Raw genomic sequence first — 23,579 nt, 5'->3', positions numbered from 1 at the left:
CGACTGGAACGCGCGCCGAATGAGCAGGTCAGAGGGTTATCCACAGGCTTCGGCCGGATCTGCGCGATCCGCCTACCATGGCCTGACCGCTCCTCGTGGCCGATCCGCGGGGAGCCTGTGAGGGGGATGCCATGTCGCGTTGCGTGCAGTGGGCGGCCGCGGTCGCCGCCACGGTGCTGCTGGCCGGGTGCAGCGGAGGATCATCGCCGGGCGGAAGCGGGGACGAGGGGAAGGGCCGGTCCGGTCCGGCGTCCACGTCGCCGGCCGCCGGGCCGTCCGCGAGCCCGCCCTCCGTTCTGCCTTCCTCACTGACCTCGCAGCGGCTCGGCTGGGGCCGGTGCAAGGCCACGTCCGGCTCACCCGCACCGGGCGGCGACTGGCAGTGCGCGCGGCTCAAGGTGCCGCTGGACTGGTCCCGGCCGGACGGCGAGACCATCGGCCTCGCCCTCATCCGGGCCAGGGCCACCGGCCGGCGCACCGGATCGCTGCTGTTCAACTTCGGCGGGCCCGGCGCCTCGGGCGTGGCGACCATGCCGTCCTACGCCGCCACGGTCGGCGTGCTGCGGCAGCGCTACGACCTAGTGAGCTTCGATCCGCGCGGAGTCGCCGGAAGCGAGGGCGTGCGCTGCCGCGGCGACCGGCAGATCCAGGCCGCCGAGGCGGTCGACGCGACACCGGACACCCCGGCCGAGGAGCGGGCCTACTTCCAGGACGCGGCCGGCTTCGGCAAGGGCTGCCAGAAGGCCGCCGGGAAGCTGCTGGCACACGTCTCGACAACCGACACGGCGCGGGACATGGACCTGATGCGCCAGGTCCTCGGCGATGCCAGGATGCACTACTTCGGCATCTCCTACGGCACCGAACTCGGCGGCGTGTACGCCCACCTGTTCCCGGGACACGTGGGGCGGCTGGTCCTGGACGCGGTCGTCGACCCGACCGCCGACTCGGTGGGCCACGCACTCAACCAGACCAGGGGCTTCCAGCGGGCGCTGGACGACTACCTGAAGTCCACCGGGCAGGACCCGAAGCAGGGCTCGCAGGAGATCGCGGACCTGCTGAAGCGCATCGACGCCAAACCGCTGCCGACCTCGTCCGGACGGAAGCTGACGCAGACGCTGGCGCTCACCGGCATCGTGCTGCCGCTGTACAGCAAGGACAGCTGGCCGACACTGACCAGCGCGCTGGGCGCGGCGCAGAAGGGCGACGGCTCAGAACTGCTGTCGCTGGCCGACCTCTACAACGACCGTGACGCCTCGGGCCACTACGGCACGACGACCCACTCGCAACGGGTCATATCGTGCTTGGACGACAAGCAGCGGCCGACGCCCGAGCAGACGAAGAAGCTGCTGCCCGGGTTCGAGAAGGTCTCGCCCGTGTTCGGCGACTTCATGGGCTGGGACACGGCGGGCTGGTGCCACGACTGGCCGGTGGCCGGGCAGTACGACCACCCTCAGGTCAGTGCACCGGGTGCGGCGCCGATCCTGGTGGTCGGCAACACCGGGGACCCGGCGACACCCTACGAGGGCGCGAGGAAGATGGCGGACGGGCTCGGCAGGGGGGTCGGCGTGGAGCTCACCTGGAAGGGCGAGGGCCACGGGGCCTACGGCAGCGGAAGCGACTGCGTGAACTCGACGGTGAACGCGTATCTGCTGTACGGAACGGTGCCGAAGGACGGCAAGGTCTGCTCATGACGACGGCGGGCGCCCGGGCACCGTGGATGCGCCGATCGTGGTCGATGCCGGAGGTCCAGGCGACGCCAACCGGCGACGACAGAAGCCCACGGCATCCGAACTGCTCGGAGCCATGGGCCTGTTCTGCCTCGCTGGTCGGCCGGCAGCTTACGGGGCCGTGATCACTCGCGCCAAAGCAGCTCCCGGCCAAAGCCGTTCCACCGACCGCTCGTGTACCTGCTGAAGCGGAGGGGCGGTTGTCAGAGCCCGCCTGGAACACCTGGCACGAAGGCGGCTGCAGGCGCTCTAGACCACGCCCGCCGATCCACGCCCATCCACAGCAGCCGACTCAGGACGTGCTGAGGGAGCGGACCGGTTCCCTTGGGCTCCGGTCCGCTTCGCTCCAATCACTGGTGGTGGACAAAATCAGTCGTCGTGGCCACTGTGGCCGCTGTGGTCGCTGTCGCCGTGCCGGTGGCCGTGGCGGTGGTCGCCGTGGCCGTGGTCGCCGTGGTCGCCGTGGCCGTGATCGCCGTGGTCGCCGTGTCCGTGGTCGCCGTGGCCGTGGTCACGGCCCAGGGCGGGGAAGAGAGCAGTAAAGATCGCCATGACATTCCTTCTGGAATCCGCTATGCAACACGTTCAAAGGTGATACGTCCCGGGGTGCGGATTGGATGGCGTTTTAAGTCAAGAGGCGGCAATCATCTCCCGCTGGGCACAGGACGTTGATACTCCGGTCACCCGCTCGATTGAGCCATGGGGACTCCGCCGATCACGCGGGTAGGCACATGGCCCCGTCGGCCGGGCCGTCTGTGGGCCGTCCGAGGTGAGCCGACGCCAACCAACAACGACAAAAGCCCACGGCATCTGAGCTGGTCAGAGCCGTGGGCTTCTGCTGTCCCGCTGGTGAGCGGAACGGCTGATCAGTAGACCGGCTTGTGCGGTTCGATCTGGTTGACCCAGCCGATCACGCCGCCGCCGACGTGCACGGCGTCCGCGAAGCCCGCGGACTTCAGCACGGCGAGGACTTCCGCACTGCGGACACCCGTCTTGCAGTGCAGAACGATCTTCTTGTCCTGCGGCAGGCCCTCCAGGGCGGTGCCCATGAGGAACTCGTTCTTCGGGACCAGGCGGGCGCCCGGGATGGACACGATCTCGTACTCGTTCGGCTCGCGGACGTCGATGATCTCGATGCTCTCGCCGTCGTCGATCCACTCCTTGAGCTGCTTGGGAGTGATCGTCGAGTCGGCGGCCGCCGCCTGGGCCTCCTCGGAGACGACGCCGCAGAAGGCCTCGTAGTCGATGAGCTCGGTGACGGTCGGGTTTTCGCCGCACACCGCGCAGTTCGGGTCCTTGCGGACCTTCACCTGACGGTACTGCATCTCCAGGGCGTCGTAGATCATCAGGCGGCCGACCAGCGGCTCGCCGATGCCGGCCAGGAGCTTGATGGCCTCGTTGACCTGGATGGAGCCGATGGACGCGCACAGCACGCCCAGGACACCGCCCTCGGCGCAGGAGGGGACCATGCCGGGGGGCGGGGGCTCCGGGTAGAGGCAGCGGTAGCAGGGGCCGTGCTCGGACCAGAAGACGGAGGCCTGGCCGTCGAAGCGGTAGATCGAACCCCACACGTAAGGCTTGTTCAGCAGCACGCACGCGTCGTTGACCAGGTAGCGGGTCGCGAAGTTGTCCGTGCCGTCGACGATCAGGTCGTACTGGCTGAAGATGTCCATCACGTTGTCGGCCTCGAGCCGCTCCTCGTGCAGGACCACGTTCACGTACGGGTTGATGCCCTTGACGGAGTCACGCGCGGACTCGGCCTTGGAGCGGCCGATGTCGGACTGGCTGTGGATGATCTGGCGCTGCAGGTTCGACTCGTCGACCTCGTCGAACTCCACGATGCCGAGCGTGCCGACGCCCGCGGCGGCCAGGTACATCAGCGCCGGCGAACCCAGCCCGCCGGCGCCCACACAGAGCACCTTGGCGTTCTTCAGCCGCTTCTGCCCGTCCATCCCGACATCGGGGATGATCAGGTGGCGGGAGTACCTGCGGACCTCGTCTACGGTGAGCTCGGGGGCCGGCTCGACCAGGGGTGGCAGCGACACGGGGACTCCGTTGGTCGGTCAATCACTACGGTTGTTCTCCCCGTAACACTGCCACGGCCTTCTTCATTCCGAGACACCCGTTCCGACACGCGAGACAATGTCGTCCCAGTAGCCGGGCATGGTCTCCCAGGGGTCGGCGCGGCCCCCGCGGTCCGTGCGATCGGTGAACCAGAGCGTCGCCGCACCCTGCCAGCGCGCGATGCGCAGCGCCTCGTCGAGGTGGCCGCGCGGGACGCCGTGCACGAAGTGGCAGAAGCGTTCGGGCGGGTAGTCGGCGGTCCACTCCGCGACCTGCGACCAGCGGTAGTCGCTCCACGGGCCGCGGAAGGTCACCAGCTGGTCGGCGTTCTCGGCGTAGCCGGGGTGCGGGTGGGTGCCGTGGCCGAGGACGACATGGGCGTCGTCACGCACCGCGCGCAGCGCGCAGACCGTGCGGCGGACCTCGGGCAGCGCGGTGCGGTCGGCCGGGCAGCGCTCCAGGAGGAAGCCGTCGACCCGGTACCACTCGAGGTACCGGTGCGCGTCGGCGATCAGTTCGGTGAAGGACCGGGAGCCGTACGCGGTGTCGAGGTGGCCGAGGACGCGGACGCCCGCGTTGCGCAGGCGTCCGGCAGCCGCCAGGCAGTGCGGGTCGGGCTGGACCCCGGGGCCGTCGGCGACGTTGAGGACGACCCAGTGCAGGGGGGTGCCGGTCCGGGCGAGGGCGTTCCACTCGGCCGGGGCGAGCAGGGGGTGCGCACAGCCGGGGACACCGAAACCGGAGCGGACGTCGGTGCTGAAGGTGCTGGCCGTGGCGCTGGTCAGATACGGCATGCCGCCTCCATCCAGATGTCGGCGAGGGACTCTTCGAGGTTGATCCGGGGCCGCCAGCCGAGCCGGTCGCGGGCGGTGCGCACGTCGGCCTGCTGCCAGCTGCCGCAGCCGTCGGGGTACGGATACGCGATCGGGGCAGGATGGTCGGACTCGGTGCGGGGGTGGCCGATGGTGGCCCTGAAGTGGGCGCCGGGCGGCCCGTCGAGTTCGTGGAGGGCGCCGCCGTACCCGGCCACGCGCGCGAGGACCGCCGCGGCGTCGCGGAGCCGGACGGCGCGGCCCGAGCCGATGTTGATGACGCCCTGGGCGGCCGAGAGCGAGGCGGCGTGGACGGCGCGGGCCACGTCGCGGACGTCGACGAAGTCGCGCTGCACACCCAGGCCGCCGAGCTTGAGCTCGCCGTCGCCGGACTGCATGGCGCGGCGCATCGCCTCGGCGAGCCGCCCGAGCGGGGACCCGGCCGGGGTACCGGGTCCGGCGGGCGAGAACACGCGGAGGACCACGGCGTCCAGGCCCGAGCCCAGGACCAGTTCGGTGGCGGCGAGTTTGCTGACGCCGTACGGGCCGCCGGGGCGAGGGACGGCGTCCTCGGCGGTGGAGGAGCCGGGCTGGCTGGGGCCGTACTCGGAGCTGCAGCCGATCTGCACCAGGCGGGCGCCGCAGCCGCTGCGGCGCAGGGCCTCGCAGACGGTGGCGACGGCGACGGTGTTGTGCCGGGTGAGCTCGCGGGCACCGCCCCGGGTGGCACCGGCGCAGTTGACGACGACGCCGGGGTGGACCGCGTCCAGGAATCGGGTGAGCGCACCGGGGCTGCCCGTGGCGAGGTCGAAGCGGACGTCGGCGTCGTCGCCGCGGCCGAGTGCGGTCAGTTGGACGGCCGGGTCGGCGAGCAGGCGGTCGGCGACGAAGCGGCCGAGGTATCCGTTGGCTCCGATCAGCAGAACCCTCATCGGGCGGCTCCCGGGGTGTGCGCTCCGGTGGCTCCGGATGCTCCGGACGCTCCGGATCGGGCGGTGATCATCTGTTCTTCTCCTTCAAGGGGGTAATGCGGTGGGCTCCGGCGACGAGAAGCAGGTGCGGCGCGCGGGCGTGGAAGTACGAGACCGGCCATGTGCCCGTCACGGCTGCCCCTCCACTCGCGCATGGGCCGAGGCCCTGGTCAGGGTCCGGGTCGCGTGGATCAGCAGAGTCAGCGCCGCCGCACCGCAGGCGAGCGCCGGGACGGCGCCCGGGCCCGCCGCGGCCACCAGGGCGGCGACCGGGACGGCGAGAGGGCGGCAGCCCGGCAGCCGGGCGGCGAAGACGCACGCCTGCGCCGTCGCCTCGAGTGCGGCCGCGGCGCCGAGGGCGACGGCCGGGGCGTGGATGAAACCGTGCGTGGTGAGGAGGCGGGCGAGCAGCAGCAGGGCGCCCAGCGTGAGGGCCTGGGCGTAGCCGGCGGGCTCGTGCAGAGCCGCGCCGCAACCGGCGAGCAGCGCCGTCAGCGCGCACAGGAACAGTCCGAAGGCACCGAGCAGCAGAGGCCGTACGGAGGCGGCGAACTCCCCGAGGCCGCGGCTTGCCGTCAGCCGGCGCCGGGCGCGTGCGGCGAAGAGGTGGGCGGTCCAGGACGCCGGGCCACAGGCGAGGGTGAGCGCGAGGACGGGAGCCGTGGTCAGGGGCCAGGCGCCGGCCGCGGTGCCGTCGGGAAGTCCGTCGGGGCCGCCGCTGACGGCCGCGCCGAGCAGGCCGTCGCCGAGAAGGGCGTAGGCGAGCAGGCAGTACGTCCAGGCACGGGTGCCGGGTGGGTGCGCGCCGGTCGGCGTGGGCCTCTTGGCGCTCAGCGGGCCGCGGCGGAGCACGGTCCGTACGCCCAGGGCCACGGCGAGGACACCGACCGCGGCGACCACGAGACGCGGCCGGCCCCCGGTGAGGCGCAGCCCGGTCACCGTCGCGGCGCACAGGCCGCCGGGCAGCAGGCCGAGCGCGGCCCGGGCGAGGCCCGTCCAGGGCGCCCGGGGCGCGTCGGCGGCCTCGGGGCGCGGCGGCGTCTCCGCGTCGCGGGACACCCGGGCGTACATCTCCTCGGCGAGCGAGAAGACGTCGCGGTGCCGGAAGCGGGCGGCGGTGCGGTCGGTGACCCCGTGCGCCTCCAGGCCCGCGGCGATCTCCAGGGGGTCGACGGCCCGCTCGCACAGCTCACGGTGACGGTGCATCAGCGCCTTGACGGGGTCGGCGGCACCGCGCCGAGGCGGGATCGGCCGTTTCCGGTCGAGGGCGCGCCAGGGCTGTCTCGGCCCACGGTCGGGGGCCGTCCGGGACTCCCGCGGCGCACGGTCGAGGGTGTGGAGGGGGCCCTGCGGCGCGCGGTCCGGGGCAGCGGTGCCGGCTGCTGCCCACGACATCCGGTCGGGGGCCGGGCGGGCGCGGGCCCCGCCGTCGGATCCCGATCCGCTCGCCTCCCCTGTCTCCACCGTTTCCCCCGTCTCCGCCACCTCTCCCGTCTCTGCTGTCCCCCCTGTCTCTTCCGTCTCCCCCGTCTCTTCCGTCTCTCCCGTCTCTCCCGTCTCTCCCGTCTCTCCCGTCTCCGCCGCGGGCCATTCCCGTGACCGGAGGTCCCGGGCGCCGGGGCTGGTCGGGGTGTCGGGGTGGTCGTGTGCTTTCGGGCCGCTCATCGGGTGGCCTCCGTGGTGGGGACGGGGGCCGGGGTCCGCGCCGGTGCGGTGGTGGCCCAGCCGGGGCCGCCGCGGACGGCGACGTGGGCGGTGGGGCCGGTCCAGTAACCGGGTACGTGGGCCTCGGCCGGGGTGGCGAACGGGAGAGGTTCGCCGCTCTCGTCGAGGACGACGCGCCGGACCGGACTGTGGGCGACGACCTCGAGGTAAATGCCGTGAAATGCCGCGACGTTCTGCTCGACGGTGAACAGTTCGAGCGCGCGGGCACGGGCGGCGGCGCCCAGGCGCGCACGCCGCTCGGGGTCGCACAGCAGCGTCACGCACGCCTCGGCGAGCGCCCGCGGATTGCGTGGCGGCACGACGAGACCCGTGCCGCCGATGACCTCCACGACCGCGCCGACGTCCGTGGAAACCGTCGCACGGCCGCAGAACATGGCCTCCACGAGACTGACCGGTAAGCCCTCGACGACGCTCGACAGGACGATCACGGCGCCCGAGGCGTACACGTCCGCGAGGGTCGGGGCCTCCGGGCCACCGAGTTCCTCGAAGGACACCGGGTTGTCGCCGACGGTGTGCGGGCCCTCGGCCTCGTCCGGGAAGAGCTGCGCGGCCAGGGCCCTGCAGTGGCCCAGGTAGGCCGCCCCGTCGGGACCGGTCGCCGCGCCGACGATGCGCAGCCGGGCCGTGGGCTCCTGCTTGCGCACCTCCGCGAAGGCGTGCAACAGGGACACCAGGTCCTTGGCGGGTTCGACGCGCCCGACCCACACCAGCGTGTCCGGGTCGGCGGCCTCCGGGGACTCGCCGACCTCGGCGAAGGGGGCCGCGTCCATGCCGGGGGGCACGGTGCGCAGCCTGGCGCGGTCCGCTCCGCAGCGCTCCTGCCAGCGGCGGGCGTGCGCGTTGCCATGGGTGACGAGCGCGGCCTGCCGGTAGACCTCGGCGGCGAGCCTGCCGTGGAAGGCGGCGAGCAGGGCGCGCACCGCCGGGGCGGTCCCGCCGGCGCCGGTGGCGAGGTAGTGCGCGCGCAGCTGTACGCCGTACTCGGTGACCAGCAGGGGGACGTCGGCGAAATGGCGGGCGAGCAGCCCGGGCAGGGCGGCCGTGCCGCCGGCCGCCGTGTGGCAGAGGTCGGCGGCGCCCAGGCCGTCGTCCTCGTACCAGTCGAGCGAGAGCGGGCGCAGGGCGTGTTCCAGGTGCCCGGCCACGGCGAGCAGATCCGGCACACGAGCCTCGCGCGCGGCACGCGGGGCGCCGGGCGCACGACAGGCGCGTTCCAGCGCGCGCACGGCGGTTTCCGAGCGGAGCGCGCCGACCAGGCCGCCCTCGTCACGGGCGAGTTCCGCGAGCCCGTACAGCGCGCTGGCGAAACGGTCCGCCTCATCGGCCGGGGCGGCCTGAGGGGCCTGAGGGGCCTGAGCATCCGGGCCGCGCCGCCCGGCCGTGTCGCCGGGATCAGCGCCGCCCGCCGCGGCCAGGACTGCCGCCAACTCCCCGTAACACTCGGCGAAGCGCCGGCGCGCACGGCGCCCGTGCACCACGCCGTCGTCCTCGGCCGTCCACAGGGGTGCGGTACGGACCCGGCTGACCTGCTCCGGCAGCGGCACCCAGCCCTCGTCCTCCTGCTGCCGGCTGCGGCTGAGCGCGTAGAGGTCGAACTCGTGCTGCCCGAGCCCGCGCACGAGCCGTTCGCACCAGAGTCCTGCGTCACCGCTCACATAGGGATAGCCACCCTCCGTCACCAGTCCGATGCGCACGCGTGCACCCCCGACCTCTCCTGTTCTCTCCCGTATGGGGAGCCGCCCGTCGCACCGGCGGCTCGCAGCGGGACGAAGGTATGCGGACATGGCGGTGGCGCGACGGACGGTTGTCCATCGCGCCACCAAAAGGGGTGAACGGTCGTAACTTTCCCGTGCGGGTCGCGTTTCGTCGCGCTAGAAGTTCACTTGGACACGAAACGTCACACCACGGCCAACTCCCGTCGTGCCGCCCGCCACCGGGCCGCGGTCTCGGGGTCCAGAGCCGGTACGGCGGCCAGGAGCTGCTGGGTGCAGGGGTCTCGCGGCGACTCGTACACCGCGTCGGCCGGCCCGTCCTCGACTATCCGGCCGGCATCGAGCGCGGAGACGGGCTCGTCCCACACGATCACACGCGGGTCCGCCGCGAGAGCCCGCGCGATGCCCCCGCGCCGGCGCTGTCCCAGCTGAACTCGTGCGGATGGCGGTCGCAGTGCGCCCCATCGAGCCCCACACGCTCCAGCAGTTCCTTCACGTGCCCCCGGATGCGCTCCGGCGCATGTCCGTGCGGCCCACGAGCCGCCTGTCAACTCCTGGGATAGGGCCAGGGGTTGGGCAGGCAGTGGATTCCGTCGTGGTCCAGGAACTTCGTCTGCTGCTGCATCACGGGCGCCGGCGCGCCGTTCTTGTCGCAGGTGACGTGGCTGTAGCCGAGCCGGTGGCCGACCTCGTGGTTGATCAGCATCTGCCGGTAGGCGTACATCTTGTCGCCATAGGTCTTCGAACCCTGTGCCCACCGGTAGGCGTTGATCATCACGCGCTCGGTGGCGGCCGAGTCGCACGAGACGTTGTCCTCGGTCGTGTCCAGGCCCGACTTGGCGCACCACGTGGCGGTGGTGCCGGGGCTGGCGAGTGTGATCACGAAGTCGGGTTTGCCGGAGGAGACGCGCTCGAAGGTGCGGGCGCCGCCGTGTGCCCAGCTGCGGTCGTCGTTGAGCGTCTTCTGTACGGCGTCGGCGAAGAGCCGACCGTCGAGTCCGAGCCCCTGCTCCACGTCGACGCGGTAGGTGTACTTCCGCCCCTTGCCGGGCGCCTTGGCGAAGCCCGGGACCGCCTCGAACCTGCCCGAGCCCTTGAAGGTGGGAGCCAGCGGGTACTTCGCGCTCATCTTCTGGTCGTACGTCAGCGTCGTCACGCCCGGCGTCACGGACGGGCTCGCCTGCTCGTCCGTGCCGGTGGTGCCGCGGGCCTGGCCGGTGGCGGACTGCGAGCGCGCGCCGGCGCCGGTGCGGCCGTCGGCGACCTGTCCGGCGACGATGACGGCGAGCACCGTGGTGACGGCGGCGGCCGCGATACCGGTGAACGCCCGCCCCTTGGCGCCCTTGCCCGGTGCGGGCTCGCCGGTGGGGGGCGCGGTGTCGTCGTCGGGTCCGGCGTCGGCGCCCCGTTCGGCCGGGGGTGCGGGCGGGGCCGCAGTGGCGTGCGCGGCGGCGCGGGGCCGGGGCACGAAGACGTCGTCGTCCTCGCCGAAGGCGTCGAGGTAGTCCTGCCGCGGCCCGTCGGGGGGCGCCTGACGCTGCCGGGGGATGGGGAAGGGGACACCGGGACGCAGGGATGTGGCGGGACCAGCGGCGGCGCCCTGTCCTGCGGCGGCAGGACCGGCGGCGCCCGCCCCACGCGCCTGACGGCTCCCCACCTCGCCGCGCACCCCCAGCTGCCCCCAGCCACCCCCCGCCTCCCGCTGCTCGGGATGACCGCCGCGGGCTTGGTGGACGCCGCGGGCGGGGGTGCCGTCCGGCAGATGCGGGACGCCGTGCGCCGGGGTGCCGTCGGGGAAGCGGGGCACACCGTGGGCCGGCGTACCGTCAGGAAGGCGCGGGACGCCCCGCGCGGGCGTTCCGTCGGGGAAACGCGGGACGCCGCCGGCGGGCGTCTGGCCGGGAAGGCGCGGCATGCCCTGGGCCGGAGTGCCGTCGAAGAAGCGCGGGGCACCGTGGGCCGGGGTGCCGTCCGGGAGCCGTGGTCCTCCGTACGCCGGGCCGCCGCCTCGCGGCTGCTGCTGCCCGGGCAGCGGGCCCGGGCCGGGACCGGGGCGCGGGCCGGCACCCGGCCGGCGCTCCGCCGGTATGGCGCCCGGCTCCCGCCGGCCCTCCGGCGGCGCGCCGGGCCCCGGCCGACCACCCTGGCCGTCCCGGCCGTCGCGACCGCCCCGTTCTGCGGCTGTGTCCGCGGTGCCCTTGGGCGTCGGCCCGCGGCGGCTGTGGCGTCCCACCTCGCCCCTCAGCCCCCCGCACCCACGCCGGATGCGCCGCCTTCGGCCTCGGCGCCACCGGAACCGGCCGCCCCCGCGTCCTCTGCCACGCCTGTGCCCTTCGTCGCCACGATGTCCAACTCCCCGGATGCCACCAGCAGTTCACGGAAAGCGGTCGCCACCGTGTCCGGGTACTCCATCATGGCCACATGCCCCGCGTCCGGCAGGGTGACGAGGCGGGAGTCGCGGAAGCTGCGGGCGGCCCGCTGGGCCATGCGGAAGCCGACGAGCTGGTCACGGCCGCCGTAGATCAGCAGGGTGGGCGCGAGGACCCGTTCGGCCTGGCGCCACAGCCCGTGCTGGCCGCCCAGCGTGTACGCGTCCACGAGGCCGCGTGTGGAGCGTGCCATCGCGTCCCAGAAGTACGGCAACTGCAGCCGCCGCTCCATCTCCTGAACCGCGTTGCGGAAGCCCTCCGGCGTGACCCGCCCCGGATCGCCGTAGCACAGGGCCATGACCCCACGGACCCGCTGCTCCGCCGTCCACTCCCTGGTGAGCCGGGTGAAGAGCGCGGCCACGCCCGGCAGGGCGAGCAGCCCGGTCGGTACGGCGCTGCGCTGCACCCGCAGCTCCGGCAGCGCCGGTGAGACGAGTGTGAGGGTCCGTACGAGATCGGGACGCAGCGCGGCGACCCGCGTCGACACCGCGCCCCCCAGCGAGTTGCCGAACAGGTGGACGGGCCCACGGCCGGACGCGTCGAGGAAGCGGATGACCGCGCGCGCGTGACCGGTGACGGAGTAGTTGCCGTCGTCCGGCGGCGGGGAGTCCCCGAAGCCCGGGAGGTCGAGCGCCTCGCCGTCGACGACACCTTCGAGCAGGGCCATCAGCGCCGACCAGTTCCGGGAGGAGCCGCCGAGCCCGTGCACGTACAGCGCGGGGGGCAGGCCCTCCCGCGCGGGTGGCCTCGACCGGACCGTCAGCGAGATGCCCGGCAGCCCCACCGACCGCAGCCGTTCACCCTCCTCGACCCCGACGGGCGCCACCCTCGGCAGAACGTTGGCGGGCGGCACGGAGGGCAGCTCGGTCGAAGACATGCGGCAATGTTACGAGACGATCACGTAGTGGTTCATGTGTTCGCCGTCACAGATCGCGCGCACACTGGGCCCTGAATCGCATAGCGTCCACATCGGGTGTCTCCTACGCTCGTACACAGGGCACCCGCATGTAGCCCCTGCTTCTTCCAGGGAACCCAGGGACGTTCGTAGGAAGGGAGCCCAGCATGACATTCGACCCCACCGATCCCGAGGCGTTCGAGGACGACGACGGCACGGAGATCGACGTCGAGGCGCCGGAGAACGACACCGCGGAGCAGCACGCCGACGTCACCCCGGAGGAAGACGAACCTCTGACGGACGTGGACCCGGACCGCGGCAACGAGGCCGATCTCATCGAGCAGACGAGGGTCGTCTCCATCGACGAGGACGACTACCGGTGAGGTGCGGTACGGCGAACCGGGTGGCCTACCGGGCGACGTACGGGAGAGACCACCGCTGAGCAGGAGCGGAGCCGAGCTATGCCCGGCCTGAGGGGCTTCAAAACCTTCTGTACCGCTTTCGCCACCGTCCGGTCCGTGAAATTCTGCGCTCGCACCGCGCACAGCACGGTTACCGAAAAGTACGATGGCGGCGCGGCGCACACCGCATGTGGACGACATTGGGAGGCGGCGTGACAGCCATCGAGCAGACAGAGGCGGCACGCCCGCGAGGCACGCGCCTGCCGCGCCGTGCCCGACGGAACCAGCTGCTGGGCGCCGCCCAGGAAGTCTTCGTGGCGCAGGGCTACCACGCGGCCGCGATGGACGACATCGCCGAGCGGGCCGGCGTCAGCAAGCCGGTGCTCTACCAGCACTTCCCGGGCAAGCTCGACCTCTACCTCGCGCTGCTGGACCAGCACTGCGAGGCGCTCATCCAGTCGGTACGGAGCGCGCTCGCCTCGACGACCGACAACAAGCAGCGCGTGCGGGCCACGATGGACGCGTACTTCGCTTACGTCGAGGACGACGGCGGCGCCTTCCGGCTGGTCTTCGAGTCGGACCTGACCAACGAGCCGGCCGTGCGCGAGCGCGTCGACAAGGTCACGAACGAGTGCGCCGAGGCGATCTGCGACGTCATCGCCGAGGACACCGGCCTCTCGCGCGCGGAGTCGATGCTGCTCGCCTCGGGTCTCGGCGGTCTCGCCCAGGTGGTGGCCCGGTCCTGGCTGCACAGCGACCGCAGCGTGCCACGCGACCAGGCGGTCCAGCTGCTGACGTCCTTGGCGTGGCGCGGCATCGCCGGCTTCCCGCTGCACGGCAGCGAGCAGCAGCACTGAGCCCGGCCGGTCGAGGGTCCGGCCACGGGGCCGGTCACGGGGCCGGTCCCTTGTTCCCGTCGGCTGTTCGCTCCTGGCGTTCCTCGGCGGAGCGTGTTCGTCCCCTCACCGGGCTAATGTGTGCTGGGTACGGCGCGGAAGGTCGCGCACTTCACTGACCGTCGGAGGGACATAGCCGTGGAGGTCAAGATCGGCGTGCAGCACGCGCCCCGCGAGATCGTTCTGGAGAGCGGTCAGAGCGCCGAGGAGGTCGAGCGGGTCGTGGCCGAGGCGCTGGCCGGCAAGGCTCAGCTGCTGAGCCTCGTGGACGAGCACGGCCGCAAGCTCCTGGTCCCGGCCGACCGGCTGGCGTACGTGGAGATCGGCGAGCCGGCCCCGCGCAAGGTGGGCTTCGGCGCGCTGTAGCCGCGAACGCGGAAGCGGCGGAAGAGACAGAAGAGGGGCCCGGCGGATCTGCCGCCGGGCCCCTCGTTCTTCCCGCACGGGCGGTTCCCAAACAGCCCATGGGGGAGGGTTGTCCTCCGCAGGTCAGGGGTATGACGGGCTACGACCGACAGCACCGGCCGACCGCTTGGGAGGGACTCGTAATGATCTTGGAAGCGCTCGGCTCCGCTGTGCTCGGTCTGCTGCTCGGCTGGGCCGCGTTCCACCGTCTGTCCCACCGGCTGCCCTCGCGTCCGCTGGTGCTGTCGACCGGAGTCGCGGGCGCCCTCTTCGGTGACTTCGTCACCCACAGCGCGCTCGGTTCCGGCAGCATCCTGCCGAGCCTGCTCGGCGCGGCGGTCGTCTCGGCCGCCTCCCTGTCCCTGCTGCTGCGTCCCGCGGGAAGACTGCGCCGACGATCGGCCCCGGCCTGAGCCGGCGCCGACGGCGGCGCATCCCCTGAGCCGGCGGCCGGCGAACGGCCACCCGGCGATCCCCCATGACGCTCGGCCCGCAGGACGGTCGGCCCCCGGGGACGAACGGCCCCGGGGACGAACGGCCGGCCGACCCACGGCCGGCCGACTTACGACCGGCCTACCGGCCCACTGACAACCGGCCCACTGACGACCGGGCCGCCTCAGGCGGCCAGTCCCAGCGCGGCCATCCGCTTGGTGTGCGCCTCGGTGATCCGGGAGAACATCCGGCCGACCTCGGCAAGGTCGAAGCCGTCCGCGACACCGCCGACGAGCATCGTGGACAGCGCGTCCCGATCGGCCACGACCCGCTGGGACTGCGACAGGGCCTCGCCCATCAGACGCCGCGCCCACAGCGCGAGCCGGCCGCCGACGCGCGGGTCCGCGTCGATCGCCGCCCGCACCTTCTCCACCGCGAAGCCGGCGTGCCCGGTGTCGTCCAGGACGGCCAGGACCAGCTCACGTGTGTCGGAGTCCAGCCGGGCGGCGACCTCGCGGTAGAAGTCACTGGCGATCGAGTCGCCGACGTAGGCCTTGACGAGCCCTTCCAGCCAGTCCGAGGGCGCCGTCTGCTTGTGGAAGCCGTCGAGCGCGGTGACGAACGGTTCCATGGCCCGGGTCGGCTCCTCGCCGATCTCCGTGAGCCGGTCGCGCAGCCGCTCGAAGTGGTGGAACTCGGCCGACGCCATCTTCGCCAACTCGGCCTTGTCCGCGAGGGTGGGCGCCAGCTTGGCGTCCTCCGCGAGCCGTTCGAAGGCCGCCAGCTCTCCGTACGCCAGCGCGCCGAGCAGATCCACCACCGCGGCCCGGTACTGCGGGACGGCGGCGGCCGTCGCCCAGTCCTGGGCGGCGATGCCGGTGTGTTCGGCGGGAGCGTCGGAGGCGTTGCCAGGCTTGTCAGAGCTCGTCATGAAGCGCACAATAGCCCGCTCGGCGTGCCTTCGAAGGACCTGGTCAACCAGTGTGACGACGACTACGTGACCAAATCGGCCATCGCGTGTGCGCGATTCCAAGGTATGGTGGTAATGCGCCTGCTGAGTACGCCGTCATTTCCCGACGTACGCCGACAGGGCGCACGCATGAGGATGCCCGGTCGGTGGCCCGATCGGCTCCGACCCGACAGCCCTCCCTGACCGTACGGCACTGTGCGTACGACGATCGGAGGGACACCCTCAGCGGTACGAGCGCTAGAGCGTCGGCTGTGGTCCTGTGCCAACGGTCCGCCCCCGAGGGCGGCCGACGTCCCCGGCACGGTCAGACGACACGACCCCCGCGCGCTCGCCTCGCGCCGCGCACACAGAAGAGGCAGCACCCTGACTACGACGTTCCGAGCACTCGGGATCCTTCCCGAGACCGCCGAGGCCCTTGAAGCCGTCGGCATCACCACTCCCTTCCCCATCCAGGAGATGACGCTGCCCGTGGCCCTGACGGGCACGGACGTCATCGGCCAGGCCAAGACCGGCACCGGCAAGACGCTCGGCTTCGGCCTTCCGCTCCTCGAGCGCGTGACCGTCCCCGCCGACGTGGAGGCGGGGCGCGCCCAGCCCGAGGCCCTCACCGACGCCCCTCAGGCACTCGTCGTCGTCCCCACGCGCGAGCTGTGCGTCCAGGTGACCAACGACCTGCTGACCGCCGGCAAGGCGCGCAACGTACGGGTCCTGTCGATCTACGGCGGCCGGGCCTACGAGCCCCAGGTCGAGGCCCTCAAGAAGGGCGTCGACGTGGTCGTCGGCACCCCGGGCCGTCTGCTGGACCTCGCGGGCCAGAAGAAGCTGAACCTCAAGCACGTCAAGTGCCTGGTTCTCGACGAGGCCGACGAGATGCTCGACCTGGGCTTCCTGCCCGACGTCGAGAAGATCATCGACATGCTTCCGGCCAAGCGCCAGACCATGCTGTTCTCGGCCACCATGCCGGGCGCGGTGATCGGACTGGCCCGCCGCTACATGTCGCAGCCCACGCACATCCGCGCCACCGCGCCGGACGACGAGGGCGTGACGGTCGCGAACATCAAGCAGTTCGTCTACCGCGCGCACTCCATGGACAAGCCGGAGATGGTCGCCCGCATACTGCAGGCCGAGGGCCGTGGTCTCGCGATGATCTTCTGCCGCACCAAGCGTACGGCGGCCGACATCGCCGAGCAGCTCCAGCGCCGCGGCTTCGCCTCCGGCTCGGTCCACGGCGACCTCGGCCAGGGTGCCCGCGAGCAGGCGCTGCGCGCCTTCCGCAACGGCAAGGTGGACGTGCTCGTCTGCACCGACGTCGCCGCGCGCGGCATCGACGTCGAGGGCGTCACCCACGTCATCAACTACCAGTCCCCCGAGGAAGAGAAGACCTACCTGCACCGGATCGGCCGTACCGGCCGCGCGGGCGCCAAGGGTACGGCGGTCACGCTCGTCGACTGGGACGACATCCCGCGCTGGCAGCTGATCAACAAGGCGCTGGAGCTGGACTTCAACGACCCGGTGGAGACGTACTCCACCTCCCCGCACCTCTTCGCCGAACTCGGTATTCCCGAGGGCACGAAGGGCGTCCTGCCACGCTCGGAGCGCACGCGCGCCGGGCTGGACGCCGAGGAAGTGGAGGATCTGGGCGAGACCGGCGGCCGCGGTGCACGCGGTCGCGGTGGCCGGGGCGGCCGAGGCGAGGCGCGCTCCGCCGAGCGTGGCCGCGAGCACGACCGCGAGCACGACCGCGAGCGCCCGGCGCGCACGCCGCGCAGCCGGCGCCGCACCCGCGGCGGCGCGCCGTTGGACTCCGCCCCGGGTACAACGGGTGCACCGGCTTCGGGTACGCCCGCCGACGCGCCGTCGGTCGACTCCCCGGCCCCGGAAGACGCCGCCGCCCGCACTCCGCGCCGCCGTCGGCGCATGCGTGCCGGCGTCCCGGCACAGCCGGTGGCGACGGGAACCGGGACGGCCGCCGAGCCGGTGGCCGAGCCGGCTGCCGCGGAGGCCGTGGTGACGACGGCGGAGGGCCCGGCCCTCGACACCGCCGAGACCCCGGCGAAGCCGCGTCGCCGCACCCGCAGGACGGCGGAGACGGTCGAGGTGGCCGAGCCGGCCGCAGAAACGGCAGTGGCCACCGCCGAGGGCACGCCCGAGCAGCCCGAGGCCAGGCCGCGCCGCCGCACCCGGAAGGCCGTCGCGGCTCCCGAGGCCGCGGTGGACGTCGCCGAGGGCGTCGCGGAGCAGGCGGAGGCCAAGCCGCGCCGCCGCACCCGCAAGACGGCCGCCGAGCCGGTCGCCGCGGAGATCCCGGCGCAGGCCGCCGGCGGGCCGGACAGCGCCGCCCTGACGGCGGTCGACTCCGCCGAGGCCACGGAGGCCAAGCCGCGCCGCCGCACCCGCAAGGCAGCCGGGACCGCCGAGGCGACGGAGGCGGCCGAGGTACCGGCCACGGCCGAGGCCACGGTCACGGAGGCCAGGCCGCGCCGCACCCGCAAGGCCACGGCGGCCGCCGCGGGCGCCCCGGAAACCGCCGAGGTCAAGCCCCGGCGCACCCGGAAGACCGCAGCCGCCGCTGCCGAGGGCGCCGTCGAGGCGGCCGAGGGTGCGACCGCCGAGGCCAAGCCGCGCCGTACGCGCAAGACGGCCGCCACCGCCGAGGTTCCCGCGGCCACCGCGGAGGCGGAGGCCAAGCCGCGCCGCCGCACCCGCAAGGCAGCCGAGGTGACGGAGGCCGCCACGACGGCGGTCGACACGGCCGAGGGCGCGGCGGGCGCGACCGCCGAGGCCAAGCCGCGCCGTACGCGCAAGACGGCCGCCGCCGCCGAGGTTCCCGCGGCCACCGCGGAGGCGGAGGCCAAGCCGCGCCGCCGCACCCGCAAGGCCACGACCACGGCCACGGCCACGTCGGACGCCCTGGAAACCGCCGCCGACACGGCCGAAGGCACGGAGGCCGAGCCGCGCCGTCGTACCCGTAAGGCGGCGGAGACGATCGCCGCGGAGATCCCGGCCCAGGCTGCGGCGGAGCCGGAGGCGAAGCCGCGCCGCCGCACCCGCAAGGCGACGGCCGCCGAGGCCGCCGGCCCGGCGGTGGAGTCCGCGGAGGCCTGATCCGGGTGCCCGGGCGTCCTGGCGCCCGGGCACACCGCACCCGTACGACCCCGTACGATCCGGCGGCCCGGCCCACCTCGTGTGGGACCGGGCCGCCGGCGTTCACGTACCGGTTACGCGCGGCCCCCACGGGCCCGATAACCTCGGCGCATGAGCCGGCCTCCCACCTTCGTCCCGCCGCCCGGTGCTCGCGCGTACCAGCTGCGTACCGCCCGGGGTGAGTTCGCGGTGGTCGACGCGCCCGTCGCCGCCGGTGTGCAGGCGCGGGGCACCGCGTTGCTGCTCCCGGGATTCACCGGGAGCAAGGAGGACTTCAACCCGCTGCACGAGCCGCTCGCGGCGCGCGGGTACCGGACCGTGGCCGTGGACGGACGGGGGCAGTTCGAGTCGGACGGGCCCGAGCACGACGAGTCGGCCTACGCGCAGGAGGAACTGGCGCGGGACGTGCTCGCGCAGGCGGAGGCGCTCGGCACCCCCCTCCATCTGCTCGGGCACTCGCTCGGCGGCCAGATCGCCCGCGCGGCCGTGCTCGTCGACCACTCCCCCTTCGTCTCGCTCACCCTGGTGGCCTCCGGCCCGGCGCAGATCTCCGTCTCACAGCAGCAGCGTGTGAAGCTGCTTCGGGACGCGCTCGAGGTGATGTCGATGGCCGAGGTGTGGGAGGCCATCCAGGCGATGGAAACGCCCGAGGAGACCGACACCGGCGCCGAACTCGATCCGGGTCTGGACGGCCGTGAGGATCTGCGCCGCCGCTGGCTGGGCAACAAGCCCGCCCAACTCCTCGCCACCGGACGCCAGTTGTGCACGGAGCCGGACCGGGTCGCCGAACTCACCGCACTGCCGCTGCCGTTCCACGTGCTGTCGGGCGCGCTGGACGACACCTGGCCGGTGTCCCTCCTCGACGAGATGGCCCGGCGGCTCGGCGCACACCGCACGATCGTCGAGGGCGCCGAGCACTCGCCCAACTGCGATCAGCCGCTCGCCACCGCCCGCGCCCTCGCCGGCTTCTGGGACGGCGTGGCACCGGGCACCGGCCAGGCGCCGGGGCACGCCTGACAATGCCCGCCGGGGTGGGCGGGCGAATAATCCACTGGTCCACGCACGGCGCGGTACTGCGCGTTCAGGCGCCCCCGGAAGCCGTCAGCACTGCAACCTTCAGGCGCCCCCCGGAAGCCGTCAGCACTGCAACCTTCAGGCGCCCCCCGGAAGCCGTCAGCACTGCAACCTTCAGGCGCCCCCCGGAAGCCGTCAGAACTGCGCCTGCAAGTGCTCCCAGAAGCCGTCCCGCAGGGCGCGCCGCAGGTCCGCCTGGCCGCGCAGGGAGTACTGGAGGAGGCCCTCGGCCTCGACGAGCAGGTCCTGGTCCACCGAGCCCGGCAGGTACGGGTGGCCGGGGAGGAGGTCCACCAGGGCGTCCCTGCCGCGCGCCGCGAGCCACTTCGCGGCGATCTGCGCGCCGACGAAGCGCACTGCCTCGCGGGTCGGCCGGGCCGCGCCCGTCGCGTCGTAGGCCGCCGCGGTGCGCCGGGAGACGTAGGGCTTGAAGAAGTCGAGGTCGAGGGTGCGCTGGCTGTCGACCTCCCACAGCAGCGGCTCGGCCTGATTGCAGCCCTCGGGGGCCTCGATGCCCCACAGGTGTACCCGGGCGCCGTAGCCCTGGGCCGCCTCCACCGCCGACACCAGGTCCTCGTCGCCGCCGAGCAGCGCCGCGTCGCTGATGGCGCGATGCCGGGCGAGTGACTCCAGGTCCGAGCGGATGAGGGAATCCACGCCCTTCTGCTGGTTGTTGGCGTTGAGGTTGCCCAGGCGCACCTTGACGTCCGGCAGTTCGGCGATCGACTGCTGCTCGGCGGTGTGGATGCGGCGCCGGGCGCCGTCGTACCAGTAGACGCGCAGCAGCCGGCTGTCGGCGAAGATGGTGCGGGCGCGGTCGATGAGCGCGTCGATGAGCCCCTCGGCGTCCAGGTCGAAGGCGCGGCGGTCCTCCGTGCCGGCCACCAGCCGTCCCGCGGCCGCGTAGAGGTACCCGGCGTCGACGAAGATCGCATGGGTCGAGGGTGTCTTCGCCACCTCGGCGAGCATGCGTTCGAGCAGCTCGTTCGTGCGGTCGATGCGGGCGGCCAGCACCGCGAGGTCGTCGTTCATTCCCTCCATTGTCCCGGCGGTCACGCTGCGAACACAACCGCTCCCGGTCGGTCCATCCAAGCTGTCTTACCAGTCAGTAATTAGACGTTCGAAAAATTTCTTTAGCGTAGGGAATGTTTGTAACACGCAGACCGTTCAATACGTATGGAACACCGGGCACCGCCGCCCCGTGGGTCACCATCCATCTCCAGTAATTCTCCGCAGGAGGATGACCAGACGAAGGGAGAAGCCCGTGCGCTTCGAGATCATGCGACTCGACGAGGTCGACGGCACCACCGTGGACAGCACCGTCGTGGACGCCGCCTCCGTCAACCGGATCGTTCAGCAGGCAGCCGCGACAGGCCAGCGGCTGTGGATCCGCCCGGCCGGGACCTCGGCCTCGTAACAGCGGACCGCTCCTATGCTTCGGAGCCCCCGTACGGCACCCATGCCGTACGGGGGCTCCGTGCGTGAGAGGCTTCCGTGCGTGAGAGGCTCCGGGCGCCGGCGCCCTTCGGCGAAGGCCTCAGGCGCCCCGGATCACCTGCATGACCCCGTTGATGATCTGCTGCACGGCGATCGCGGAGAGCATCATGCCCGCCAGTCGCGTCACCAGGACCACACCGCCGTCCTTGATGACCCGGATGATCAGCAGCGAGTAACGCATCACCAGCCACAGCACGACGTGGATCGCCAGGATCGCCGACCACACCGAGACCTGGGCGGCCACGCTGCCGGCCTTCTGCACGGCGAGGATGACGGACACGATCGCACCGGGACCGGCCAGCAGCGGCATCCCCAGCGGGACGAGGGCGACGTTGACGTCCTTGGTCTGCTGGGGCTCGTCCGTCTTGCCGGTGAGCAGGTCCAGCGCGATCAGCAGCAGGAGCAGCCCGCCGGCGATCATCAGCGCCGGGACGGACACGTGCAGGTAGTTGAGGATCTGGTGCCCGAGCACGCCGAACACGGCGATGACCCCGCCGGCCACGCAGACGGCCTGGAGGGCCATCCGCTTCTGCACCTTGCCGGGGCGTCCGGCGGTCAGCGCGAGGAAGATCGGGGTGATCCCGGGGGGATCCATGATGACGAAAAGGGTCAGGAAGAGAGAGCCGAAGACGGCAGCATCGAACATCGGTGAACAGGCCTTGCGTGTACGGGAGGGAAGGGGGACGAGGGGCGGGCCGAGCCTCAGGCCCCGCCGGCCCCCGGCACCGGGAACGCCCCGGTCGCCCGCCGGGTGATCTCCCCGTACACCTCGGGGTCGGTGGTGAACTCACCGAGCGAGACGGTCTTCCGGCTGCCGTGGTAGTCGCTGGAGCCGGTGACCAGCAGTCCCAGTTCCCCTGCCAGAGCGCGCAGCCGAGCCCGGGTGCCGGCGTCGTGGTCCATGTGGTCGACCTCGATGCCGTCGAGCCCGGCGGCCGCCAGCTCGGCGATCGCGGACTCCGGGACCGTACGGCCCCGCTTGGCGGCGGCCGGGTGGGCGAGGACGCACACTCCGCCGGCGGCCTTGACCAGCCGGACCGCCTCGAAGGGGTCCGTCTCGTGCTTCTCGACATAGGCCCGGCCGCCGTCGGCCAGCCACTGCCCGGTGAAGGCGTCGCTCACGGTCGGGACGACGCCGAGCTCGACCAGGGCGGAGGCGACGTGCGGCCGTCCGACCGAGCCGTCGCCCGCGATCCGCGCGACCTGCTCCCAGGTGACCGGCACGCCCAGCGCGTTCAGCTTGGCGATCATGCCCTTGGCCCGCGGCACCCGGTCGTCGCGGACCAGCTCCCGCTCGGCGAGCAGCGTGGGCTCCTCGGGGTCGAAGAGGTAGGCCAGCATGTGCATGCTGATGCCGTCGATCCGGCAGGAGAGCTCGGCACCGGTGACGAGGGTGAGCCCCTCGGGCAGGGCGGCGATCGCCTCGGCGTGTCCGCGGGTGGTGTCGTGGTCGGTCAGCGCGACGACGTCCAGACCGGCCGCGGCGGCGTTGTGCACCAGCTCGGCCGGGGAGTCCGTACCGTCGGACGCGGTGGAGTGGGTGTGCAGATCGATGCGCACGACACGGACTCCAGCGGTGACGGGACGGAGGGGACACCCAAGGATAACGGGGGATCCGGGGTGCCCTGTCACACCCGCCTGCCGGTTCCGCCCCCTACACGGTCACCTACGGCTGCAGCAGCCGTGGCGAGAGCGCCCCGCACGGCACCAGTTCGACCTCGGCGCCCGCGTCCCGCAGGTCGGCCAGCACCAGTTCGTCGTACATCAGCAGCCCGGACTGCTCGGGCCACACCACCGCCCACAGCCACAGTCCGCGCGCCTCGCCCGCGAAGACGGCGCGGTCGGCGGGGGTGCCGGAGACATGCCAGAGCGGGGTCGGGCGGCCGCCGGCCAGGACCTTGGCGTCCGGGGGCTTCTCGACGTTCAGATACGAGCCGGGGTCGGGGCCGTCGATACCGGCGTAGCGCGCACCCAGGCCGACGCCCAGCTCCTCGGCGACCAGGATCAGCTCACCCATGCCGCCGAGCGGCCCGGGACCCGAGCAGGCCACGGCCGTGGCGCGGCCGCCGGAACGGTCGTCGCCGGCGTTGGCCACCCCCGTGAACAGCCAGCCGACCGGCAGCGGCCACGGCATCCACACCGGAACCTGCGTGCGGTGCACCACGACACTGAGGGCCTCGACGCTGGGCGGGATCACGGGCTGCAGAGGATGCACCGTGCCGTGGGCATCGCACTGCCAGGAATCACTGAAGAGTCCGGGAGCCCTGACCCGGCCACCACACTTCGGGCAACTGGGTTCGCCCCTCATAGGGCCCCACGGTCCTACCCCGAATGCGTCACGTCAAGGACGATCACCCGTCCGGGGGCGACGCCTGACCAGGAAGCGCTAGATGTATGTTACATTAATTAGCCGAGCTAACTTACT

General features: G+C 72.7%; 21 protein-coding genes and 1 pseudogene. 8 read left to right on the top strand and 14 right to left on the bottom strand.

Going from position 1 to position 23,579, the window contains the following annotated elements; genetic code table 11:
* Positions 1 to 131 precede the first annotated feature (131 nt).
* On the top strand, positions 132 to 1,691 hold the full coding sequence (locus tag ACH4UM_RS03485) for an alpha/beta hydrolase (protein ID WP_398173034.1): 1,560 nt from the start codon (positions 132 to 134) through the stop codon (positions 1,689 to 1,691).
* A 405-nt stretch (positions 1,692 to 2,096) separates the two neighbouring features.
* Here ACH4UM_RS03485 and ACH4UM_RS03480 read toward each other — a convergent pair whose 3' ends face one another.
* From ACH4UM_RS03480 to ACH4UM_RS03440, 9 genes and pseudogenes are all read right to left on the bottom strand, one after another.
* Positions 2,097 to 2,279: a hypothetical protein gene (locus tag ACH4UM_RS03480; protein WP_398173032.1), complete on the bottom strand. Its 183-nt coding sequence runs from the start codon at positions 2,277 to 2,279 to the stop codon at positions 2,097 to 2,099.
* Positions 2,280 to 2,593: 314 nt separating this feature from the next.
* Positions 2,594 to 3,772, bottom strand: coding sequence for an adenylyltransferase/sulfurtransferase MoeZ (gene moeZ, locus ACH4UM_RS03475; protein WP_398173030.1), 1,179 nt, complete (start codon positions 3,770 to 3,772; stop codon positions 2,594 to 2,596).
* A gap of 63 nt (positions 3,773 to 3,835) precedes the next feature.
* Positions 3,836 to 4,585, bottom strand: coding sequence for a spherulation-specific family 4 protein (locus ACH4UM_RS03470; RefSeq protein ID WP_398173028.1), 750 nt, complete (start codon positions 4,583 to 4,585; stop codon positions 3,836 to 3,838).
* Complete coding sequence (locus tag ACH4UM_RS03465; protein WP_398173026.1) at positions 4,573 to 5,535, bottom strand: NAD-dependent epimerase/dehydratase family protein; 963 nt, start codon at positions 5,533 to 5,535, stop codon at positions 4,573 to 4,575. The genes ACH4UM_RS03470 and ACH4UM_RS03465 overlap by 13 nt, the downstream gene beginning before the upstream one ends.
* 168 nt (positions 5,536 to 5,703) lie before the next feature.
* Positions 5,704 to 6,780 (bottom strand): hypothetical protein, encoded by a 1,077-nt coding sequence (locus tag ACH4UM_RS03460; RefSeq protein ID WP_398173024.1) that lies wholly within the window; start codon positions 6,778 to 6,780, stop codon positions 5,704 to 5,706.
* Between the two features lie 455 nt (positions 6,781 to 7,235).
* The gene (locus tag ACH4UM_RS03455; protein ID WP_398173022.1) at positions 7,236 to 8,993 is read right to left on the bottom strand and encodes a DUF3492 domain-containing protein; all 1,758 of its coding nucleotides are present in this window, start codon (positions 8,991 to 8,993) and stop codon (positions 7,236 to 7,238) included.
* A 203-nt stretch (positions 8,994 to 9,196) separates the two neighbouring features.
* Positions 9,197 to 9,522, bottom strand: a pseudogene (locus ACH4UM_RS03450) (ATP-binding cassette domain-containing protein); the annotation flags it as partial.
* Between the two features lie 36 nt (positions 9,523 to 9,558).
* Positions 9,559 to 11,244 (bottom strand): DUF3152 domain-containing protein, encoded by a 1,686-nt coding sequence (locus tag ACH4UM_RS03445; RefSeq protein WP_398173020.1) that lies wholly within the window; start codon positions 11,242 to 11,244, stop codon positions 9,559 to 9,561.
* Positions 11,245 to 11,252: 8 nt separating this feature from the next.
* On the bottom strand, positions 11,253 to 12,317 hold the full coding sequence (locus ACH4UM_RS03440; RefSeq protein ID WP_398173018.1) for an alpha/beta fold hydrolase: 1,065 nt from the start codon (positions 12,315 to 12,317) through the stop codon (positions 11,253 to 11,255).
* Between the two features lie 185 nt (positions 12,318 to 12,502).
* Between ACH4UM_RS03440 and ACH4UM_RS03435 the strand changes: the two genes are divergently transcribed.
* The 4 genes from ACH4UM_RS03435 (at position 12,503) to ACH4UM_RS03420 (ending at position 14,450) form a co-directional block, all read left to right on the top strand.
* Complete coding sequence (locus ACH4UM_RS03435) at positions 12,503 to 12,718, top strand: hypothetical protein (protein WP_398173016.1); 216 nt, start codon at positions 12,503 to 12,505, stop codon at positions 12,716 to 12,718.
* 230 nt (positions 12,719 to 12,948) lie between these two features.
* Complete coding sequence (locus ACH4UM_RS03430) at positions 12,949 to 13,593, top strand: TetR/AcrR family transcriptional regulator (RefSeq protein ID WP_398173014.1); 645 nt, start codon at positions 12,949 to 12,951, stop codon at positions 13,591 to 13,593.
* A gap of 177 nt (positions 13,594 to 13,770) precedes the next feature.
* Positions 13,771 to 13,998 carry a DUF3107 domain-containing protein gene (locus tag ACH4UM_RS03425; RefSeq protein WP_398173012.1) on the top strand — a complete coding sequence of 76 codons (228 nt, stop codon included), beginning with the start codon at positions 13,771 to 13,773 and terminating at the stop codon, positions 13,996 to 13,998.
* 182 nt (positions 13,999 to 14,180) lie between these two features.
* Positions 14,181 to 14,450: a hypothetical protein gene (locus ACH4UM_RS03420; protein ID WP_398173010.1), complete on the top strand. Its 270-nt coding sequence runs from the start codon at positions 14,181 to 14,183 to the stop codon at positions 14,448 to 14,450.
* A gap of 203 nt (positions 14,451 to 14,653) precedes the next feature.
* Here the strand turns inward: ACH4UM_RS03420 and ACH4UM_RS03415 are convergent, their stop codons facing one another.
* Positions 14,654 to 15,400 carry a ferritin-like domain-containing protein gene (locus tag ACH4UM_RS03415; RefSeq protein ID WP_398173008.1) on the bottom strand — a complete coding sequence of 249 codons (747 nt, stop codon included), beginning with the start codon at positions 15,398 to 15,400 and terminating at the stop codon, positions 14,654 to 14,656.
* A 495-nt stretch (positions 15,401 to 15,895) separates the two neighbouring features.
* Here ACH4UM_RS03415 and ACH4UM_RS03410 point away from each other — a divergent pair, with 495 nt between their 5' ends.
* Positions 15,896 to 18,544, top strand: coding sequence for a DEAD/DEAH box helicase (locus tag ACH4UM_RS03410; protein ID WP_398173006.1), 2,649 nt, complete (start codon positions 15,896 to 15,898; stop codon positions 18,542 to 18,544).
* A gap of 150 nt (positions 18,545 to 18,694) precedes the next feature.
* Complete coding sequence (locus ACH4UM_RS03405; protein ID WP_398173004.1) at positions 18,695 to 19,600, top strand: alpha/beta fold hydrolase; 906 nt, start codon at positions 18,695 to 18,697, stop codon at positions 19,598 to 19,600.
* A gap of 192 nt (positions 19,601 to 19,792) precedes the next feature.
* Here ACH4UM_RS03405 and ACH4UM_RS03400 read toward each other — a convergent pair whose 3' ends face one another.
* Positions 19,793 to 20,698 (bottom strand): NYN domain-containing protein, encoded by a 906-nt coding sequence (locus ACH4UM_RS03400; protein ID WP_398173600.1) that lies wholly within the window; start codon positions 20,696 to 20,698, stop codon positions 19,793 to 19,795.
* A gap of 199 nt (positions 20,699 to 20,897) precedes the next feature.
* On the opposite strand from ACH4UM_RS03400, the gene ACH4UM_RS03395 reads away from it, so the two are divergent.
* Positions 20,898 to 21,074, top strand: a complete 177-nt coding sequence (locus ACH4UM_RS03395; RefSeq protein ID WP_398173624.1) for a hypothetical protein — start codon at positions 20,898 to 20,900, stop codon at positions 21,072 to 21,074.
* Between the two features lie 120 nt (positions 21,075 to 21,194).
* Here ACH4UM_RS03395 and ACH4UM_RS03390 read toward each other — a convergent pair whose 3' ends face one another.
* The 3 genes from ACH4UM_RS03390 to ACH4UM_RS03380 all read right to left on the bottom strand — a co-directional run bounded on the left by ACH4UM_RS03390 (position 21,195) and on the right by ACH4UM_RS03380 (position 23,462).
* Positions 21,195 to 21,800 (bottom strand): MarC family protein, encoded by a 606-nt coding sequence (locus ACH4UM_RS03390; RefSeq protein WP_398173002.1) that lies wholly within the window; start codon positions 21,798 to 21,800, stop codon positions 21,195 to 21,197.
* 56 nt (positions 21,801 to 21,856) lie between these two features.
* The gene (locus tag ACH4UM_RS03385; RefSeq protein ID WP_398173000.1) at positions 21,857 to 22,714 is read right to left on the bottom strand and encodes a PHP domain-containing protein; all 858 of its coding nucleotides are present in this window, start codon (positions 22,712 to 22,714) and stop codon (positions 21,857 to 21,859) included.
* A 106-nt stretch (positions 22,715 to 22,820) separates the two neighbouring features.
* Complete coding sequence (locus tag ACH4UM_RS03380) at positions 22,821 to 23,462, bottom strand: DUF6758 family protein (RefSeq protein ID WP_398172998.1); 642 nt, start codon at positions 23,460 to 23,462, stop codon at positions 22,821 to 22,823.
* Positions 23,463 to 23,579 lie beyond the last annotated feature (117 nt).

It is taken from the genome of Streptomyces sp. NPDC020801 (genome assembly GCF_044334385.1).
Lineage (GTDB): Bacteria > Actinomycetota > Actinomycetes > Streptomycetales > Streptomycetaceae > Streptomyces.
Note: the sequence above shows the minus strand (reverse complement) of the source record. Positions and strands in the feature narration are given on the sequence as shown.